This is a genomic window from Actinomadura madurae, assembly GCF_047130825.1.
GTDB classification, from domain to species: Bacteria; Actinomycetota; Actinomycetes; order Streptosporangiales; family Streptosporangiaceae; genus Spirillospora; species Spirillospora madurae.
Genome location: NZ_CP083237.1, coordinates 7,068,122 through 7,082,512, shown reverse-complemented (window position 1 = coordinate 7,082,512; position 14,391 = coordinate 7,068,122). Strand labels below are relative to the sequence as shown.

The following is a 14,391-nucleotide window of genomic DNA, read 5'->3' as shown; positions in this document are numbered from 1 at the left end:
CGACATCTTCCCCACGTGGAGGTCCCCATGGCCGACGAGATGGCCGACGAGATGGCCGACGATCAGCCTCCGGCGCCGCCCCTGGACGTCGCCGCGCTCCCCGACGGGTTCGACCGGCTCCTGCGCGACGCCGTCGACGTGCACGTCCACGGCCGGCCCGACCTGTCCGCCGCGTTCCACTACCGCGGCGACGACCTGGCGGTCGCCCGGCTCGCGCACGCGTACGGCATCGCCGGCTGGGTGCTGAAGTCGCACCTGTGGATCACGACCGACCGCGCCGGGATGCTGCGGCGGCAGGTCGCCGATCTCGGCTTCGAGGTGCACGGCAGCATCACGCTCAACCCGCCGATGGGCGGGGTCTGCGCGACGGTCGTGGAACTGGCCGCCGCGCACGGCGCCCGGGTCGTCTTCCTCCCGACCTGGGGCTCGGACGCCGACACCGGCCGGAACGGCTACATCTCCAAGCTGCTCGGCCGGGTCTCCCCGTCCTTCGACGAGTACGGCCGCCGCAACGCCGTCTCGCTGCTCGCCTCCGGCGGCACCCTGACCGGGCAGGCGCGCGAGGCCGTCGACGCGTGCCGGGACCTCGGCCTGTCGCTGGCGACCGGGCACGTGTCGCTGGAGGAGAGCGAGGCGGTGGCGCGCTACTGCGCCGACATCGGGCAGCGGTTGATGATCACGCATCCGATGCACTACACGGCGGACGCGGGCCGGCTGCGCGAGCTCGCCGCCCTCGGCGCCTACATCGAGTTCTGCAACGGCCCGCTCCTGCACCCCGACTCCCGGCACACGATCCGCGACGTGCACGACATGCTCTCGGCGATCGGCCCCGAGAGGAGCGTGCTCAGCACCGACGCCTTCTCCCGGTGGGCGCCTTCCGAGCCCGAATGCCTGCGGATCTTCGTGGAGCAGCTGGCGTATCTCGGCTGGCGGCCGGACGAGCTGCGGCGCATGACCGTCGACAACCCGCGGGCCTTCCTCGGCGCGCCCGGCCCCGTCCGCGCATGAGCGCGCGTTTCACGGGCCAGAGCCCGGAGGAGATGAGCCCGGAGCAACGCACCCTGTACGACTTCTTCGCCTCGGGCCGCCGCGCGGACTCGTCCGCCCCGTTCTCGCTGGTGGACGGCGCGGGACGGCTCCAGGGACCGCCGGCGGTGTGGGTCCTGCACCCGCCGCTCGGCAACGCGCTCGAAAAGCTCGGTGCGGCGATCCGGTACCACCTGACGCTCCCGGCGCGCGCCCGGGAGATGGTCATCCTCATGGTCGGCCATCACCACCGGGCCCCCTTCGAGCTGTTCGCGCACACGAAGGCGGGGATCGCCGCGGGGCTGTCGCCCGCCGACCTGGACGCGCTCGCCGCCGGCCGGCCGCCGGAGCTGACGACCACCGAGGAGCGCCGCGCGTACGAGGTCGCCCGGCAGCTCCTTGACACGGGCAAGCTCGACGAGGGCACCTACGCCGACGCGGTGGCCGGGCTCACCGTGGAGCGGCTGTTCGAGGTGGTGACGCTCGTCGGCTACTACACGATGGTCGCCGTCCAGCTCGGCGCCTTCGAGCTGCTGCCGCCCGAGGAGACCGGTCGATGAGCGACCACTCCATCTGGGTCCTGGAGTACGGGTTCGTGGACCGGTTCCCGGCCAGCAACCTGTTCGCCGCGCAGCCGAATGAGGGCCACCGGCGGATGCCGTACTGCTTCGCCCTCGTGCGCTCGGCCGACCGGTGCGCGCTGGTCGACACCGGGTTCGCCGACGAGGCCACCTACCGGCGGCTGACCGCCAAGTACGGCCGGACCGGATGGGCCGCGCCGGTGGACGTGCTCGACCGGATCGGCGTCGCCGCCGCGCAGGTCGACACCGTGATCCTCACGCACAACCACTTCGACCACGCGGGCTGCGCGGGCGCCTTCCCGAACGCCCACGTCTACATCCAGCAACGCGAGATCACCCAGTACGAGGCGGCGCTGCGGAGGCCGCCCCGGTTCGAGTACCTGACCCGCTCGTGCCAGGCGGACCTGCCCGCCCTCCTGGCCGAGCGGGAACGCGACGGCCTCGGGACCCGCGTCGACGGCGAGCACGAGATCGCGCCCGGCCTCGCCGTGCGCCCCGCCTTCGACACCCACACGGCGGGCTCGCAGGTGGTCGCGGTCTCCAACGCGGCGGACGGCGAATGGATCTTCGCCGGCGACAACGTCTACTCCTACGAGAACCTGGAGGGCCTGCGCGGCGACGGGATCCTCGCGCCCATCGCCATGACGACGGGCAGCGCCACCGGCTGGCTGGACTTCGCCGACACCATGCTCTCCGCCGTCGGCGGCGAGACCCGCAGGATCATCCCGTTCCACGAGAACCGGATCTGGGAGCGGTTCCCCTCGCACGCGTTCGACGACGGGCTGCACCTGGCCGAGATCAGCCTGGCGGGAGGCCACGGCAGCCTGGTCGAGGCGCTCACGTGAACCGCGGGTCCCGCTGACCCGGCAACTCCTCCGCAGGCCCGCTCGCGCAAGGGATGTTTCGGCGTTTTTCGGGTGACGTCTTGACATGAATGGACGTTCTCAAATCTACTGGGAGCGCTCCCACACATTTCTCGGTGGTGTGCGACGGGAGTGTGTGGGAGCGCTCCCACGATGGTTGAAAGTGGGACTAGAAGATGGGTGCCGGTCGTCGCTCGGTGCCTCGGGGAAGGGTGTCGGACAATGAGCGTCAGAAGCGGGGACCCGGGCTCCCGGACGCGATCCGGAGAGGGCGAACCGGATCCCGTGACCGGTGGCGCACAGCCCGCGGCGCCTGTCCGCTGGGGCGTTCACGTGTGGTGGATCGCCCTTGTGACGGGGACGGCCGGGGCACTGGCCGTACTGCTGTTCATGCCGCACGGGCGCGAGATCGGGGCCGCCTGGGAACTGCCCGCCAAACTGCTGGTCTTCGCCTGCCTGGCCTGCGGAATCGCGTTGTTCCCGTGGCCGTCGAGGGTCCCGCATTGGGTGCTGTACATCCCGTTCGTCTTCTTCGCCGGCTACCTCTTTCCGAGGATCAGCGGCTTCTATTTTCTGGACGGCGAGCGCGCCGATGCCGACAGTTTCTACACCCACCTTTACCTGCTGCTCTATCCGGGCCTCGTGCTGACCACCGCCGTCGCGTACCGGCTCGGAGGCGGGACGCCCGGCCGGTGCCTGAAGGTCGTGTTCACGGGCATCGTCGTCATCTTCTCCGGCTTCCTCGACCTGATGTGGTACGTCGTCAACCCGGTGGACCTCCCGTCCGAGATCGACGCACCGCACATCACCCTGATCACCGGCGGGCCGATCTCGTTCGGCGCGACGGTCGTCTTCGCGCTCGCCCACCTTCCGTTCGTCGTCGCGTTCAACCTGCTGCCGCTGGATCGCCGGCTCGGGCGCCTGCTCGGCCCCGAGCGGACCCGTACCTGAGCGGGAAGGGGACAAAATGCCAACGTCCGGGGGCGCGTCCGGCGCCATCGGGATCTCCGTGGCGGCGCCCGCCTACAACGAGGCGGCGACCATCGCCGACGTGGTCACCGAATGGCAGGCCTACCTGCGGCGCAACGCGCTGGTCGGCGAGTGGGAGATCGTCGTCTGCGACGACGGGAGCACCGACGCGACCGCCGACATCCTCGAAGAGCTCAGGGTGGGCTGCCCCGAGCTGGTCATCGTGCGGTTCGACCGCAACCGCGGGGCGGGCGCGGCGATCCGCGCCGCGATCGGGCACACGCGGCTGGAGTGGGTCCTGCTGCTGGACTCCGACGGCCAGTTCCCGATCGCCGGCCTCGACCGGTTCCTCGGGCCCGTCCTCGCCGGCGAGGGCACGGCCTTCTCCGGTGCCCGCGTCCGGAAGGCCGACGGCGCCGCGTACCGGTGGGGCTCGGCGGCGAGCGGCGCGGTCAGCAACCTGCTGCACCGCACCCGCTACCGCGACTTCAACTCGATCTTCAAGCTGGTGCACGGGCCGCTGCTGCGCGCGCTGCCGCTGGAGGCGGGCGGGATGAACTGCTCGACCGAGATCACCGCACGGGTCGCCGAACTCGGCCGTACGTGGGTGGAGATCCCGATCGAGCACCGGCCGCGCGCCGGCGGGGGACGCGGCTGGCGGTACTGGCGCGGGGCCCGGGACCGGGCGCTGCTCGTCGGCTACCTCGGCTACCGCCACTGGCTGCAGCGGCGGGGCGTGTTGCGCGCCCCGTCCGCGAACGAGTGGATCCGCCGGGAGATCCGGTGAGCGCCCGGGTAGCGATGTTCAGCGGCGGGCGGGGCGGCGCCGCGATCGCGCGGGAGCTGCTGCGCACGCCGGGCATCCGGCTGGCGCTGCTGATCAACGGGTACGACAACGGGATGTCCACCGGCGCGCTGCGCCGCTACCTGCCCGGGATGCTCGGGCCGTCGGACTTCCGCAAGAACCTCCTGCTGCATCTGGACGCCCGCGATCCGGGGCAGGCGGCGCTGGCCGCGGTCCTGGAGCACCGCCTCCCGGACGGGACGACGCCGCGCGACCTGGCCGAGTTCGTCGGCGCGCTCGCGGTCGACCTCGTCGAGGGATGCCACGCGCTGCCGCGCGGCCCGCGGCTGGCGATCGCCCGGGACCTGGCCGCCTTCCTGGACCGGCTCGGCACCGGCGCCGGGGGCTTCGACCTCGCGGACTGCGCGCTCGGCAACCTGGTGTTCGCCGGGGCCTACCTGCGGCTGGGAGAGGACTTCAACGCCGCGGTCCGCGCGTGCGCCGCGACGTTCGGGTCCCCGGTGCGGCTGCTGAACGTGACCGGCGGCGAGAACGCCCACCTGGCGGCGCTCAAGGAGGACGGGCGGCTGCTGGCGGACGAGGCGGAGATCGTCGCGCCGCAGGACCCGGCGCCGATCACCGACCTGTTCCTGCTCCGCGACCCGGTCCGCGACCGGGACGCGCTGGAGGCGATGCCCGCCGGGCGGGTGCGGCGGATCCTGGCCGGCCGCCGCGCCGAGGTGTCGCCGAACCCGGCGGCGCTGGCGGCGATCCGGGACGCCCGCCTGATCGTGTACGGGCCGGGCACCCCGCATTCGTCGCTGTACCCGAGCTACCTCGCGCCGGGGGTGGCACAGGCGGTCGCGGCGAGCCGCGCGGCGGCGAAAGTGCTGGTCGTCAACATCCGGGAGGACCACGACGTCCAGGGCCTGACCGCGTCGGACCACGTCGCCCGCGCCCTGGTCCATCTCGGCGACCCGTTCAACGAGCGCCGGACCGTCACCCACGTGCTGTGCCACGAGGGCGCGGGCGACCGGGCGGTGCAGGTGAAGGCGGTGCAGATGAAGGCGGTGCCGGTGGACGTCCCGGAGGGCACCTGGGGCCGGGCCCGGTGGATCTCCGCGGACCTGGCGGAGCCCGCGCGTCCGGGCACGCACAGCGGGCCGCGCACCGTGCGCGTCCTCACCGCCCTGGCGGGGCTGCCCGCCGCCGCCCCGCTGGAGGAGGCCGGATGATCTGGCTCTGCGATCTCGACGGCACGCTCGTGGACTCCACCCCGGTCCACGATGCCGCCTTCCGCGCCGCGCTCGCGGAGACCGCGCCCGAGCTGCTCGGTTCCTTCCGATACGAACGACACGCGGGCGCGAGCACCGACGAGGTCGCGGCGGTCCTGGGCCTCGGCACGGACGGCGCGCGGCGGCTGATCGGCGCCAAGCGGCGGCACTACCGCGCGTACGTCGACGCGGGGCGAGTGAAGGTCTTCCCTGGTGCGCGGAGGTTCCTCGCGGCCCTCGCCGCCGGCGGGCAGCCCGCGTACCTGGTGACGAGCGGCAGCCGCGGTTCGGTCGAGCGGGTGCTGGCGGCCTGCTCGCTGGGCGGGTGGTTCCGCGGCGTTCTCACCGGCGACGACGTCCCGGTCAGCAAGCCCGACCCGGCGTTCTACCGGCGCGCCTGCGAACGGTGGGGCATCGCGCCGGACGAGGCGGTGGCCGTGGAGGACTCGGTCCACGGGGTGGCGTCCGCCGTCGGGGCCGGGCTGACGACGTTCCAGGTGCACGCGGCCGAGCCCGCCCCGGGCGCGGTCCACCTGAGCGGGCTGGACGACCTCGCCGGGCTCGCCGAGACGGGGGCCCGGCCGTGAACCGCACCGTCTGCGCGGTGATCCCGGCGGCCGGGCGCGGCACGCGGCTCGGCCTGGACGTCCCGAAGATCATGGCGGAGATCGCCGACGGCGTCACCGTGTGGCACCTGCTGCACCGTGCGCTGCGGGCGTCCGTCGACCATGTGCACGTGGTGATCGCGCCCGCGGCGGAGACGCGGTTCCACCGCCTCGCCGCCGAGGAGATCGCCGGTGGCGCCGTGTCCGTGAGCGTGCAGCGCGAGCCGACCGGCATGGGCGACGCCGTCTTCGGGGCGTCCGGGCACTGGGAGTCCCATGGCGGGATCCTGGTGGTCTGGGGCGACCAGGTGAACCTGTCCGGGCGGACGGTGCGCCGCGTCGTGGACGCCCACCTGCGCGCGCCGGGGCTGACGATCCCGCTGGTGCCGATGCCCGACCCGTACGTCGAGTACGAGCTGTCCGGCGGCCGGCTGCTGCGGGTGCGGCAGTCCCGCGAGGGCGACGCGTGCCGGCCCGGCGGGCTCGGCGACGTCGGCGCGTTCTGCCTGGCGACGGGCGGGCTCGCGGCCGCCTGGCGGGACTACCTCGCCGCCGCGCCCCGCGGCGCGATGACCGGCGAGGTCAACTTCCTGCCGTTCCTGACCTACCTGTCGCTGATCCGCGGCCGGGACGTCACGGCGGTGCAGGTGGACGATCCGGACGAGGCCCGCGGCATCAACACCGCGGCCGACCTGGAGTTCGCCAGGCGGCGGCACGCGGAGCGCGCCGGGTGAGGCCCGACCGCGCGCGGTCGCCGCTCGGCGGGCACGGGTGGGCGGCCGGGCCGACGCTGCTGAGCAGCCTGGCCAGCGCCACGGCCGCCGGCACCACGCTCGTCATCGCCCGGGGCGCGGGCCCGCGGGAGTTCGGGCACTTCACCCTGGTGCTGACGATCGCGCTGATCGTCGCCGTGGGCATGCTGATGAGCCTGCACTACGTGCTGCTCCAGGAGCTGCCGCGCGCCCGGCCGGCGGAGCGCCCGGCCCTGGCGGCGACGGCGTTCCTGTCCACCCTCGCGCTGGGCGGTGGCCTCACCGCCGCCGGGGCGCTGCTCTCCCCGCTCCTGGCCGTCCCGCTGGGCGTCGACGCCCGGACGCTGTGCTTCTCGTTCGCGCTCGCGCTGTCGCTGGCGCTGAACCAGCTCACCGAGGGTCTGCTGCGCGGCCTGGCACGGTACCGGTTCGTGGCGTCCCTCAAGCTCGCGGTCGCCGCCGCCTACCTGGCCGGCTCGGCGTTCTGCCTGCTGGTCCTCGGCGTACACGACGCGGAGATCTACCTCTTCGCGCTCATCGCCACGAACGCGGCGTTCGTCCTGGTCGCGCTGCCCGGCCTGGGGATCGTCCCGCGCTCGTGGACGCGGGCGGCGGCACGCTCGCAGTACCGGCTCGGCGCCTACATGACCGTGATCGCCGTGCTGACCGGCGTCCTGTTCGGCATCGACGTGATCTTCCTGAACCGCTGGGCCGGCACGGGGGACGTCGGCGTGTACTCGGTCTACAACGGCTTCCCGAAACGGCTGCTCGGCGTGCTGTTCACCGACGGGGTCGGCCTGGTGCTGCTGCCGGCGCTCGCGGTGGCGGACAAGCCGGCCGCGCTGCGGCGCATCGCGCGGATCACCCCGCTGGTCGCGGCGGGCACGGCGGCCGTGGCGTTCGCGGCGAGCACCGTCTTCTTCGTCCTGCTGGGCGGCGGCTACCCCTACTCGCTCGGGCTCATGGCGCTGTCGGCGGCGGGCATCGGAGCGCACACGGTCTTCAACCTGTACGCCGTGGCCCTGTCGATGGACGGGGTGCGGGGCGCGCGGCTCCTCGCCGGCTGCCTCGCCGCGGGCACGCCCGTCGCCGTGGCGTGCCTGGCCACGTGCGTCGCCCGGTGGGGGCTGACCGGGGCGCTGGCCGGCTTCGCGCTCGGCAACGTCATCCTCGTGGCCATCGTGGGGACCGCCGCGGCCAGAACGTACCGGCGGGCGGAGACCGGGACAACGGAGACGGACGCGGTGGAGGCGCAGCGGTGAGGATCGCCTACGTCGTCAACCAGTACCCGCCGAACGTCACCACCGGGCTCGGCAGGTACGCGGAGATGATCACGCCGTACCTGGCCCGCGAGCACCGGCTGGCCGTGTGCACGCTGAACGACGGCCGCCTCCCGGTGCGCGGCACGAGCGGGACGATCGCCGTGTACCGGCCGCGCGGCGGCGTCCTCGGCGCGATCGGCCGCCGCCGGCGCCTCAACCGGACCCGCAGGGCCGAGTTCCTGCTGCTCGCCCTGAACGTCGTGGTGAGCAACTGGCGGTACTTCTCGCGGCTGCGGCGCCTCGGCCGGGACGAGCGGCCCGACCTGGTCTCCGTCCACGACACGACGAACTTCCTGTGCGGCCTGCTGTGCCACTACGCGCTGCGGCTGCCGGTCGTCCTGCACGTCCACACCACCGAGTACGGCGTCGCCCCGCAGCGCACGATCACCGACCCGCTGCACGTGTTCGCGGCGGTCGAGCGGTGGCTGGCGCGCGTCGCGCGGCGCGTCGTCGTTCCCACCCCGGAGGTGCGGGACCAGCTGACCGCCGCCGGCTGGGACCGGACGCCGATCGACGTCGTCCCCCTGGGCGGCACGTTCGAGTGGGTCCTGGCGGACCCCGCGTTCGACCGGGACGGACTCCGCCTCGGCGCCGCCGCCCTCCGCTCGCGCCTCGGGATCGCGCCGGACGACCCGGTGCTCCTGTTCGTCGGGCGCCTCGAACGGCAGAAGGGGATCTACGAGCTGCTCGAAGCGATGCGAAGCATCCGCAAGGACGTCCCCAGGGTCCGCCTGGTCGTCGTCGGCGACGGGGACACGGCGGGCGTCGCGCGCATCGTCGCCGAGACCGGGCTGGACGAACACGTCCGCACCTCCGGCGGGTTCGTCGGCGGGCGCGCGCTGCTGGAGTACTACGAGATGGCCGACGCCTGCGTGTTCCCCTCCCTCTTCGAGCCGTTCGGCCTGGTCGCGACCGAGGCGATGGCGATGGCCCGACCGGCGGTCCTCGGCGCCGGGTTCTCCCGCGTGTTCCTCGGCGACGCGGACGCCCCCGCGGCGCGCTTCGTCCGCGGCACCGGCCCGGAGGCCATCGCCGAGGCCGTGACCGGGGTGCTGACCGACCCGGCCGTCCGGGCGGACCTCGCCCGGCACGGGGAACGGCTCGTCCGGGACCGGCTGAGCTGGGCCAGGACCGCCGAACAGACCCTCTCCGTCTATCGCGCGGCGCTGGAGGCCCGGCCATGACGACCGTCTCCCTGATCGTCCCCTGCTACAACGCGGCGAAGACGCTGCGCCCGTGCCTGGAGGCCGTCCTGGCCCAGACGCGGCGCCCGGACGAGATCGTCGTGGTCGACGACGCCAGTGGTGACGGCTCCGCGGCGATCGCCGCCGCGCAGGGCTGCCGCGTCGTGCGGCTGCCCGAGAACCGCGGGGTGTCGGCCGCGCGGAACGCCGGTGTCGCCGCCACCACGGGAGACGTCGTCTTCTTCCTCGACTCCGATGTAGCGCTGCGCCCGGACGCGGTGGAGAACGCTCTGCGCGTCCTGGACGACGACCCGGAATGCGGATGCGTCCAGGGCGTCTACGAGCCCGAGCCGCTCATCGACGACGGGCCCGCGGAGTGGTACCGCGTCCTGCACGCCGCGTACTGGCGCCGCCGGCACCTCGGCGACGTCACCGGTGTCGTGTTCGCGCTCGCCGCCATCCGCCGCGACGTGCTGCGCGCCGTGGGCCCGTTCGACGAGACGCTGCGCGACTGCGAGGACGTCGAGTACGGCGGCCGGCTCGCGGGCACGTGCCGCGTCGTCCTCACCGACGCCGTCCGCGGGCACCACGACGACGCGAGCCGGCTCCTGCCGATCCTCGCCGAGCAGTGGCGCCGGGCCGTCCCGCTCGTCCCGCTCGCGCTCGCCGCGTCCAGGCGGGGCGGCGGGCAGCCGGAGCACGCCAACCGCCCGGCAGGCATCCTCGCCTGCGCCCTCGCGATGGCGACCCTCCCGGCCGGCCTGCTGCACCCGGCGCTGCTCGCGCTGCCGCTCGCCCTGCTGGCCTGCTTCGCCGCCGCCGATCCGGGGCTGCTGCGCTTCGTCCACCGGCGCCGGGGCGCCGCGTTCACCGCCTACTTCATGACGGTGCACCTCGCGGTCCACATGGTGCTGGTCTCGGGCCTGGCCGCCGGCTCCCTCCGCCTGCTGCCCGGCCTGCGCCGGGCCCAGCGCACCGCGGCGCTCCGCTAGCGGGTCTCAGGGGGTCCACATCCAGGCCGTGGTGTGGGTCTCCTTCACGTCGACCTGGACCTTCCCGATCTTTCTGTCGTCGAGCAGGTGGAACCCCTGGATCGCCTCGTACAGTTCGGCGGAGATGATGACGGCGAACTCCGCGCCCTGATCTCTCATCGCGATCTTGAATTCCGGCGCGTCGAGAAGCCGGGCGGCCCGGTTGAGGGCGTCGCCGGAGTAGCCCGTGTGGTCCCTGACGAGAAAGCCGGCGTCCACGGCCATGCGGAGCCGGACCTGCAGATCGGGCGCGACGGTCTGGTTGTGCCGGCGCACGGCGCCGCCGAGCCGCCACGGAAGGTCGTGGACCAGCACCTCGATGCCGCACTTGGTGACGAGCGCGAGACCGTCGCCCCGGTCGCTGTGCAGGCCGGGCCGCCAACGGATGTCGAGGTCGCGCGCGGTGTGCTCGACCATGTTCTGGACCGTTGCCCGCCGGTGCGCTTGGGCCGCCTCGTCAGTGCCGGTGAATCGGGAGATGTCCAGGAAAAAGCAGTTCCGGTGGCGGGGCTGCCACTGATGGAACGACGGGTTGTGCGGGGGCATGGGTCACCTCGATCTCTTGGGAATGGCCCGGCGGAACACCGCCGACCCAGGCGTCCGGCATTCACATGGAGCCGCCACGGTCGACCGTCAGTGCACCCAGGGGCGCCGTGCGGCGGGAGGCGACCACGGGCCGGAAGCAGTTGAGGGGGCCTCAGCGGCACTAAGTCGCACATGCGCCACGATGACACATCAAGGTGCCCATATCAGCTTATCGGCCGATATTCATTGCGAAATAGAAAGCAACAATTCGGCGCGGCGAGGAAACGATCTGAAATGCACGCGGCGAATGAACGTGCATCGGTCGGTCACGACCGTTTCGGGGATGCCTTTGCCGTGCGGCAGGGGGAATCAGTCGCGAAGTCGCGGCGCCTGGGCTTGCAGGCCGGGGCTGTCGGCGCGGCCGGCGCAGTACGCGAAGACGCGGGCGGCGTCGTGGTCGTCGTGGGCGGTGGCGGCGTGGGCCAGCACGCGGGCGTGCGCGGCGGCCTTGCCGGCGTCGACGTCGAGATCCGGGGTGAGCAGGTCGGAGGCGGGGGACGGCCCCCGGGCGGCGGCCGCGGCGGCGACGGCGAACACCCCCGCGCGCCCGCGGTAGGGGTCCCCGGCGGTGCCGAGGGCGACGGCGATCTCGTAGAAGGCGCCCGGGTCCGCGTCGGAGGCGCGCAGTGCCAGCGTCCGGGCGTAGTGGCCGAGGGCGACGAGTTGATGGACTTCGACCGCGGTCACGTCGATGGAGGCGACCTCGATGTGCGCCGCGGACGTTCGGACGGCGGACCCCGGCGGCACGGGCACGGGCAGGGTCAGCGGCCGGTCGGCGCCGTGCTCCGAATCCCGGATGTACCGGCCCTGGCTCCGCTGGTGGCGGTCGAGCATCCTGGCCTGGTTCAGCAGCGCCTGCCATCCGGGGAGGGTGGCGCACCCCGGATCGTCGTCGCGCACGTGCCCGCGGTAGGCGAGGTGCTGGAGCGCCAGGACGAGCACGCTGAGCTGGGGGCCGGTCGGCAGTGTCAGATGATCGCCGCGCAGCTTCTTGTAGATGTTGATCGGGGACAGCCCCGCGGGGATCCCGCCCCGGTAGTCGGGGTAGAGCCCCGGGACCCGCACCACGACCCCGGCGATCTCGTCCTTCGTGTCGTTCCCACTGTGCTCGTGGAGGCTGGACAGCACGTTGTTGAACATCTGGTGCGCGGGGGTCCGCCGCGGCGTCGTTGCCATGGGCGCTGCGCTTTCTGCGAGAACGGACGGGTGGCAGGGCAGGGCGGGGTGCGGTGCCGCGCGGGTGTCCGGTATGCGCGTGTCAGTCAGGGCCGGTCAGCGGTCCGGGGACGGCGGCAGCCTGCCAGACGCGGGCGCCCGGCTCTGTGTCATCCGTCACATTCAGCCGTCACCGGAGCGATCCGGCGACGCGGGCGCGGTCGTCGCCGGCCAGGTCGTCGCCGGCCCGGTCGTCGCCGGTCCGGTCGTCGCGGGAGGGGCGCGGCTCCTCGCCCGCCAGGTGCCCGACCGCCCGGCGCAGCAGGTCGGGCGTCTCGTCCGGCCGGGCCGCCTGGATCGCCAGCTTGTTCAGCCAGTGCCTGGCCCGGCCGGCGTCGTGCGGGTACATGGAGGTGTCGAGTTCCTGAAGGTAGGCCACCCGGGAGATGTCGCGGTCCTCCAGCACGCGCACCAGCGTGAGCGGGCGCGGCAGCAGGGCGGCGCCCGTGTCCAGCGGCATGATCTGGATGCTGACGTGCGGGAGCTCGCACAGGTCGAGCAGGTGGTCGAGCTGGCGGTACATCACGGTGGTGGGGGCGGCCCAGCGGAGCAGCGCCGCCTCGTCGATGATCATCCACAGCTGGGGCGGGTCGTCGGCGCGCAGGATCCGCTGGCGGTGCATCTGCAGTTCCAGCCGCCGGTCCAGCTCGTCGTCATCGGCCGCGGGATGCCTCCGGGCGATGAGGGCGCGGGCGTAGTCGGGGTGCTGCAGAAGCTCGGGTATCGCCTCGACGGCGTAGGAGCGGATCAGCTGCGCGGCCTGCTCGGCGCCGAGGTAGGGCAGGAACCCGGGGCGGATGAGACTGCGGTAGGGCTCCCACCAACCCTCCTGGCGCGAGTGCAGGGCCAGTTGCAGCAGCACCGACCGGGTGTCGTGGTCGGTCACCCCGAACAGCGTGGCCAGGGTCATCACGTGGTGGGGGGACGATGCCGTGACGCCCCGTTCCATCGCCTGGAGCAGAGCCGGAGATCCGATCGCCGCGGCGGCGGTGCGCATCGGCACCTGCCGGCGCTCACGCAACTCGCGCAGCCGGGCGGCCAGCAGCAGCCGCGGCTGGGTCAGCGCGTCCGGCTCGCACTGCGGGACCCACACCTCGCCCACGGTGCACCGGCAGCCGGCATCACCGGAAGGGCCGCCGGTGCCACCGAGCCTGCCGTCCACGGCACTCGAACCGTTCACGCAGTTCACGCACCCGTCGGGCTTCTTGGCGCTCCTACCGGCGTCTGCCTCGTTTCCGGTCGGCAGGCTCCTCACCTCCTACGCGGCTGTCCCAGTCTGCCCAACGTCCCGGTGCGCCGTCACCGGTGCCGGCCACCAGATGGCGGCCGGTCACTGTCTGAGGCCCACCCCACCGAACTGGTCGACCTCCGCGGGCAGCATGTCGGTGGTCTCCGGCCGCCACCGGTTGCACGACACCACACCCGGCTCCAGCAGGTCGAGGCCGATCTCGGTGAACAGCGTCTCCATCTGCCGCCTGGACCGGCACACCCCCTTGGGGGCGGCGTCCCGGTTCCACATCTCCACCGCGTCCCGGGCCTGCTGCCCGGTGACCTCGTCGGTCTGGTGGCTGATCGCCAGATGGCTGCCCGGCGCGGTCCGCTCCATCAGGCGCCCGAGGATCCGCACGGCGTCGTCGTCCTCGACGATGTGCCAGACCACCCCGAGCATGGTGACGGCCACCGGACGGCCGAAGTCCAGCGTCCGGGCGGCCAGGTCGAGGATGCCGTCGGGGTCGTGCATGTCCGCGTCCAGATAGGCGGTGACGCCCTCGGGGGTGCTGGTCAGCAGCGCGCGGGCGTGCGCCAGGACGAGCGGGTCGTTGTCGACGTAGACGACGCGGGCGTCCGGGCGCAGCCGCTGCGCGACCTCGTGGGTGTTGTTGGACGTCGGCAGGCCCGTCCCGATGTCCAGGAACTGGTCGATGCCCGCCTCGCCGGCGAAGAACTCCACCACGCGTCTCAGGAACAGCCGGTCGGCGCGCGCCTGGTCCACGATGTCCGGCAGGACCCGCTCGATCTCGTCGGCCATCGCCTTGTCGGCGGGGTAGAACTCGTCGCCTCCCAGCCAGTAATCCCACACCCGGGCCGAATTGGGCACCTCGGGATCGACGCCGGGGATCGACGGCAACTCCGGACCGTACTGTTCATCCATAACGGCTCCAATTTATTTGGACATAATAGTCCGATCAAGGATAAAGAG

Annotated in this window: 15 protein-coding genes; 11 read left to right on the top strand and 4 right to left on the bottom strand. The window is 73.1% G+C overall.

The window, feature by feature from the left end; translation table 11 throughout:
* Window positions 1–27 precede the first annotated feature (27 nt).
* From K8Z49_RS32585 to K8Z49_RS32535, 11 genes are all read left to right on the top strand, one after another.
* On the top strand, window positions 28–1,008 hold the full coding sequence (locus K8Z49_RS32585) for a DUF6282 family protein (RefSeq protein ID WP_412515996.1): 981 nt from the start codon (window positions 28–30) through the stop codon (window positions 1,006–1,008).
* A complete protein-coding gene (locus K8Z49_RS32580) occupies window positions 1,005–1,586 on the top strand; it encodes a carboxymuconolactone decarboxylase family protein (protein ID WP_075021187.1) in 582 nt (193 codons plus the stop codon). The genes K8Z49_RS32585 and K8Z49_RS32580 overlap by 4 nt, the downstream gene beginning before the upstream one ends.
* Entirely contained in the window at window positions 1,583–2,452 is an 870-nt protein-coding gene (locus K8Z49_RS32575) for an N-acyl homoserine lactonase family protein (RefSeq protein WP_075021188.1), read from the top strand. The genes K8Z49_RS32580 and K8Z49_RS32575 overlap by 4 nt, the downstream gene beginning before the upstream one ends.
* Before the next feature lie 369 nt (window positions 2,453–2,821).
* Entirely contained in the window at window positions 2,822–3,421 is a 600-nt protein-coding gene (locus K8Z49_RS32570; protein WP_412515995.1) for a hypothetical protein, read from the top strand.
* Between the two features lie 16 nt (window positions 3,422–3,437).
* The gene (locus K8Z49_RS32565) at window positions 3,438–4,226 is read left to right on the top strand and encodes a glycosyltransferase family 2 protein (protein WP_021594266.1); all 789 of its coding nucleotides are present in this window, start codon (window positions 3,438–3,440) and stop codon (window positions 4,224–4,226) included.
* Window positions 4,223–5,458, top strand: coding sequence for a 2-phospho-L-lactate transferase CofD family protein (locus tag K8Z49_RS32560; RefSeq protein ID WP_021594267.1), 1,236 nt, complete (start codon window positions 4,223–4,225; stop codon window positions 5,456–5,458). Before K8Z49_RS32565 ends, K8Z49_RS32560 begins: the two co-directional genes overlap by 4 nt.
* Window positions 5,455–6,084, top strand: coding sequence for an HAD family hydrolase (locus K8Z49_RS32555; protein WP_412515994.1), 630 nt, complete (start codon window positions 5,455–5,457; stop codon window positions 6,082–6,084). The genes K8Z49_RS32560 and K8Z49_RS32555 overlap by 4 nt, the downstream gene beginning before the upstream one ends.
* Window positions 6,081–6,836 (top strand): NTP transferase domain-containing protein, encoded by a 756-nt coding sequence (locus K8Z49_RS32550; RefSeq protein WP_412515993.1) that lies wholly within the window; start codon window positions 6,081–6,083, stop codon window positions 6,834–6,836. Before K8Z49_RS32555 ends, K8Z49_RS32550 begins: the two co-directional genes overlap by 4 nt.
* On the top strand, window positions 6,833–8,116 hold the full coding sequence (locus K8Z49_RS32545) for a lipopolysaccharide biosynthesis protein (RefSeq protein ID WP_412515992.1): 1,284 nt from the start codon (window positions 6,833–6,835) through the stop codon (window positions 8,114–8,116). The genes K8Z49_RS32550 and K8Z49_RS32545 overlap by 4 nt, the downstream gene beginning before the upstream one ends.
* Complete coding sequence (locus K8Z49_RS32540; RefSeq protein WP_412515991.1) at window positions 8,113–9,360, top strand: glycosyltransferase family 4 protein; 1,248 nt, start codon at window positions 8,113–8,115, stop codon at window positions 9,358–9,360. Before K8Z49_RS32545 ends, K8Z49_RS32540 begins: the two co-directional genes overlap by 4 nt.
* A complete protein-coding gene (locus K8Z49_RS32535; protein ID WP_052357306.1) occupies window positions 9,357–10,352 on the top strand; it encodes a glycosyltransferase family 2 protein in 996 nt (331 codons plus the stop codon). Before K8Z49_RS32540 ends, K8Z49_RS32535 begins: the two co-directional genes overlap by 4 nt.
* Before the next feature lie 6 nt (window positions 10,353–10,358).
* On the opposite strand, the gene K8Z49_RS32530 is transcribed toward K8Z49_RS32535, so the two are convergent.
* From K8Z49_RS32530 to K8Z49_RS32515, 4 genes are all read right to left on the bottom strand, one after another.
* A complete protein-coding gene (locus K8Z49_RS32530) occupies window positions 10,359–10,808 on the bottom strand; it encodes a hypothetical protein (RefSeq protein WP_143118420.1) in 450 nt (149 codons plus the stop codon).
* Between the two features lie 477 nt (window positions 10,809–11,285).
* Window positions 11,286–12,152: a hypothetical protein gene (locus K8Z49_RS32525; RefSeq protein ID WP_143118421.1), complete on the bottom strand. Its 867-nt coding sequence runs from the start codon at window positions 12,150–12,152 to the stop codon at window positions 11,286–11,288.
* A 169-nt stretch (window positions 12,153–12,321) separates the two neighbouring features.
* Entirely contained in the window at window positions 12,322–13,371 is a 1,050-nt protein-coding gene (locus K8Z49_RS32520; protein WP_177287697.1) for a DUF5753 domain-containing protein, read from the bottom strand.
* Window positions 13,372–13,521: 150 nt separating this feature from the next.
* The gene (locus K8Z49_RS32515) at window positions 13,522–14,343 is read right to left on the bottom strand and encodes an SAM-dependent methyltransferase (protein ID WP_024934506.1); all 822 of its coding nucleotides are present in this window, start codon (window positions 14,341–14,343) and stop codon (window positions 13,522–13,524) included.
* Window positions 14,344–14,391 lie beyond the last annotated feature (48 nt).

Coding starts and splice junctions, on each gene's coding strand:
- K8Z49_RS32585 (WP_412515996.1), top strand. CDS start 28: ATGGCCGACGAGATGGCCGACGAGATGGCCGACGATCAGCCTCCGGCG.
- K8Z49_RS32580 (WP_075021187.1), top strand. CDS start 1,005: ATGAGCGCGCGTTTCACGGGCCAGAGCCCGGAGGAGATGAGCCCGGAG.
- K8Z49_RS32575 (WP_075021188.1), top strand. CDS start 1,583: ATGAGCGACCACTCCATCTGGGTCCTGGAGTACGGGTTCGTGGACCGG.
- K8Z49_RS32565 (WP_021594266.1), top strand. CDS start 3,438: ATGCCAACGTCCGGGGGCGCGTCCGGCGCCATCGGGATCTCCGTGGCG.
- K8Z49_RS32555 (WP_412515994.1), top strand. CDS start 5,455: ATGATCTGGCTCTGCGATCTCGACGGCACGCTCGTGGACTCCACCCCG.
- K8Z49_RS32535 (WP_052357306.1), top strand. CDS start 9,357: ATGACGACCGTCTCCCTGATCGTCCCCTGCTACAACGCGGCGAAGACG.
- K8Z49_RS32530 (WP_143118420.1), bottom strand. CDS start 10,808: ATGGTCGAGCACACCGCGCGCGACCTCGACATCCGTTGGCGGCCCGGC.
- K8Z49_RS32525 (WP_143118421.1), bottom strand. CDS start 12,152: ATGGCAACGACGCCGCGGCGGACCCCCGCGCACCAGATGTTCAACAAC.
- K8Z49_RS32515 (WP_024934506.1), bottom strand. CDS start 14,343: ATGGATGAACAGTACGGTCCGGAGTTGCCGTCGATCCCCGGCGTCGAT.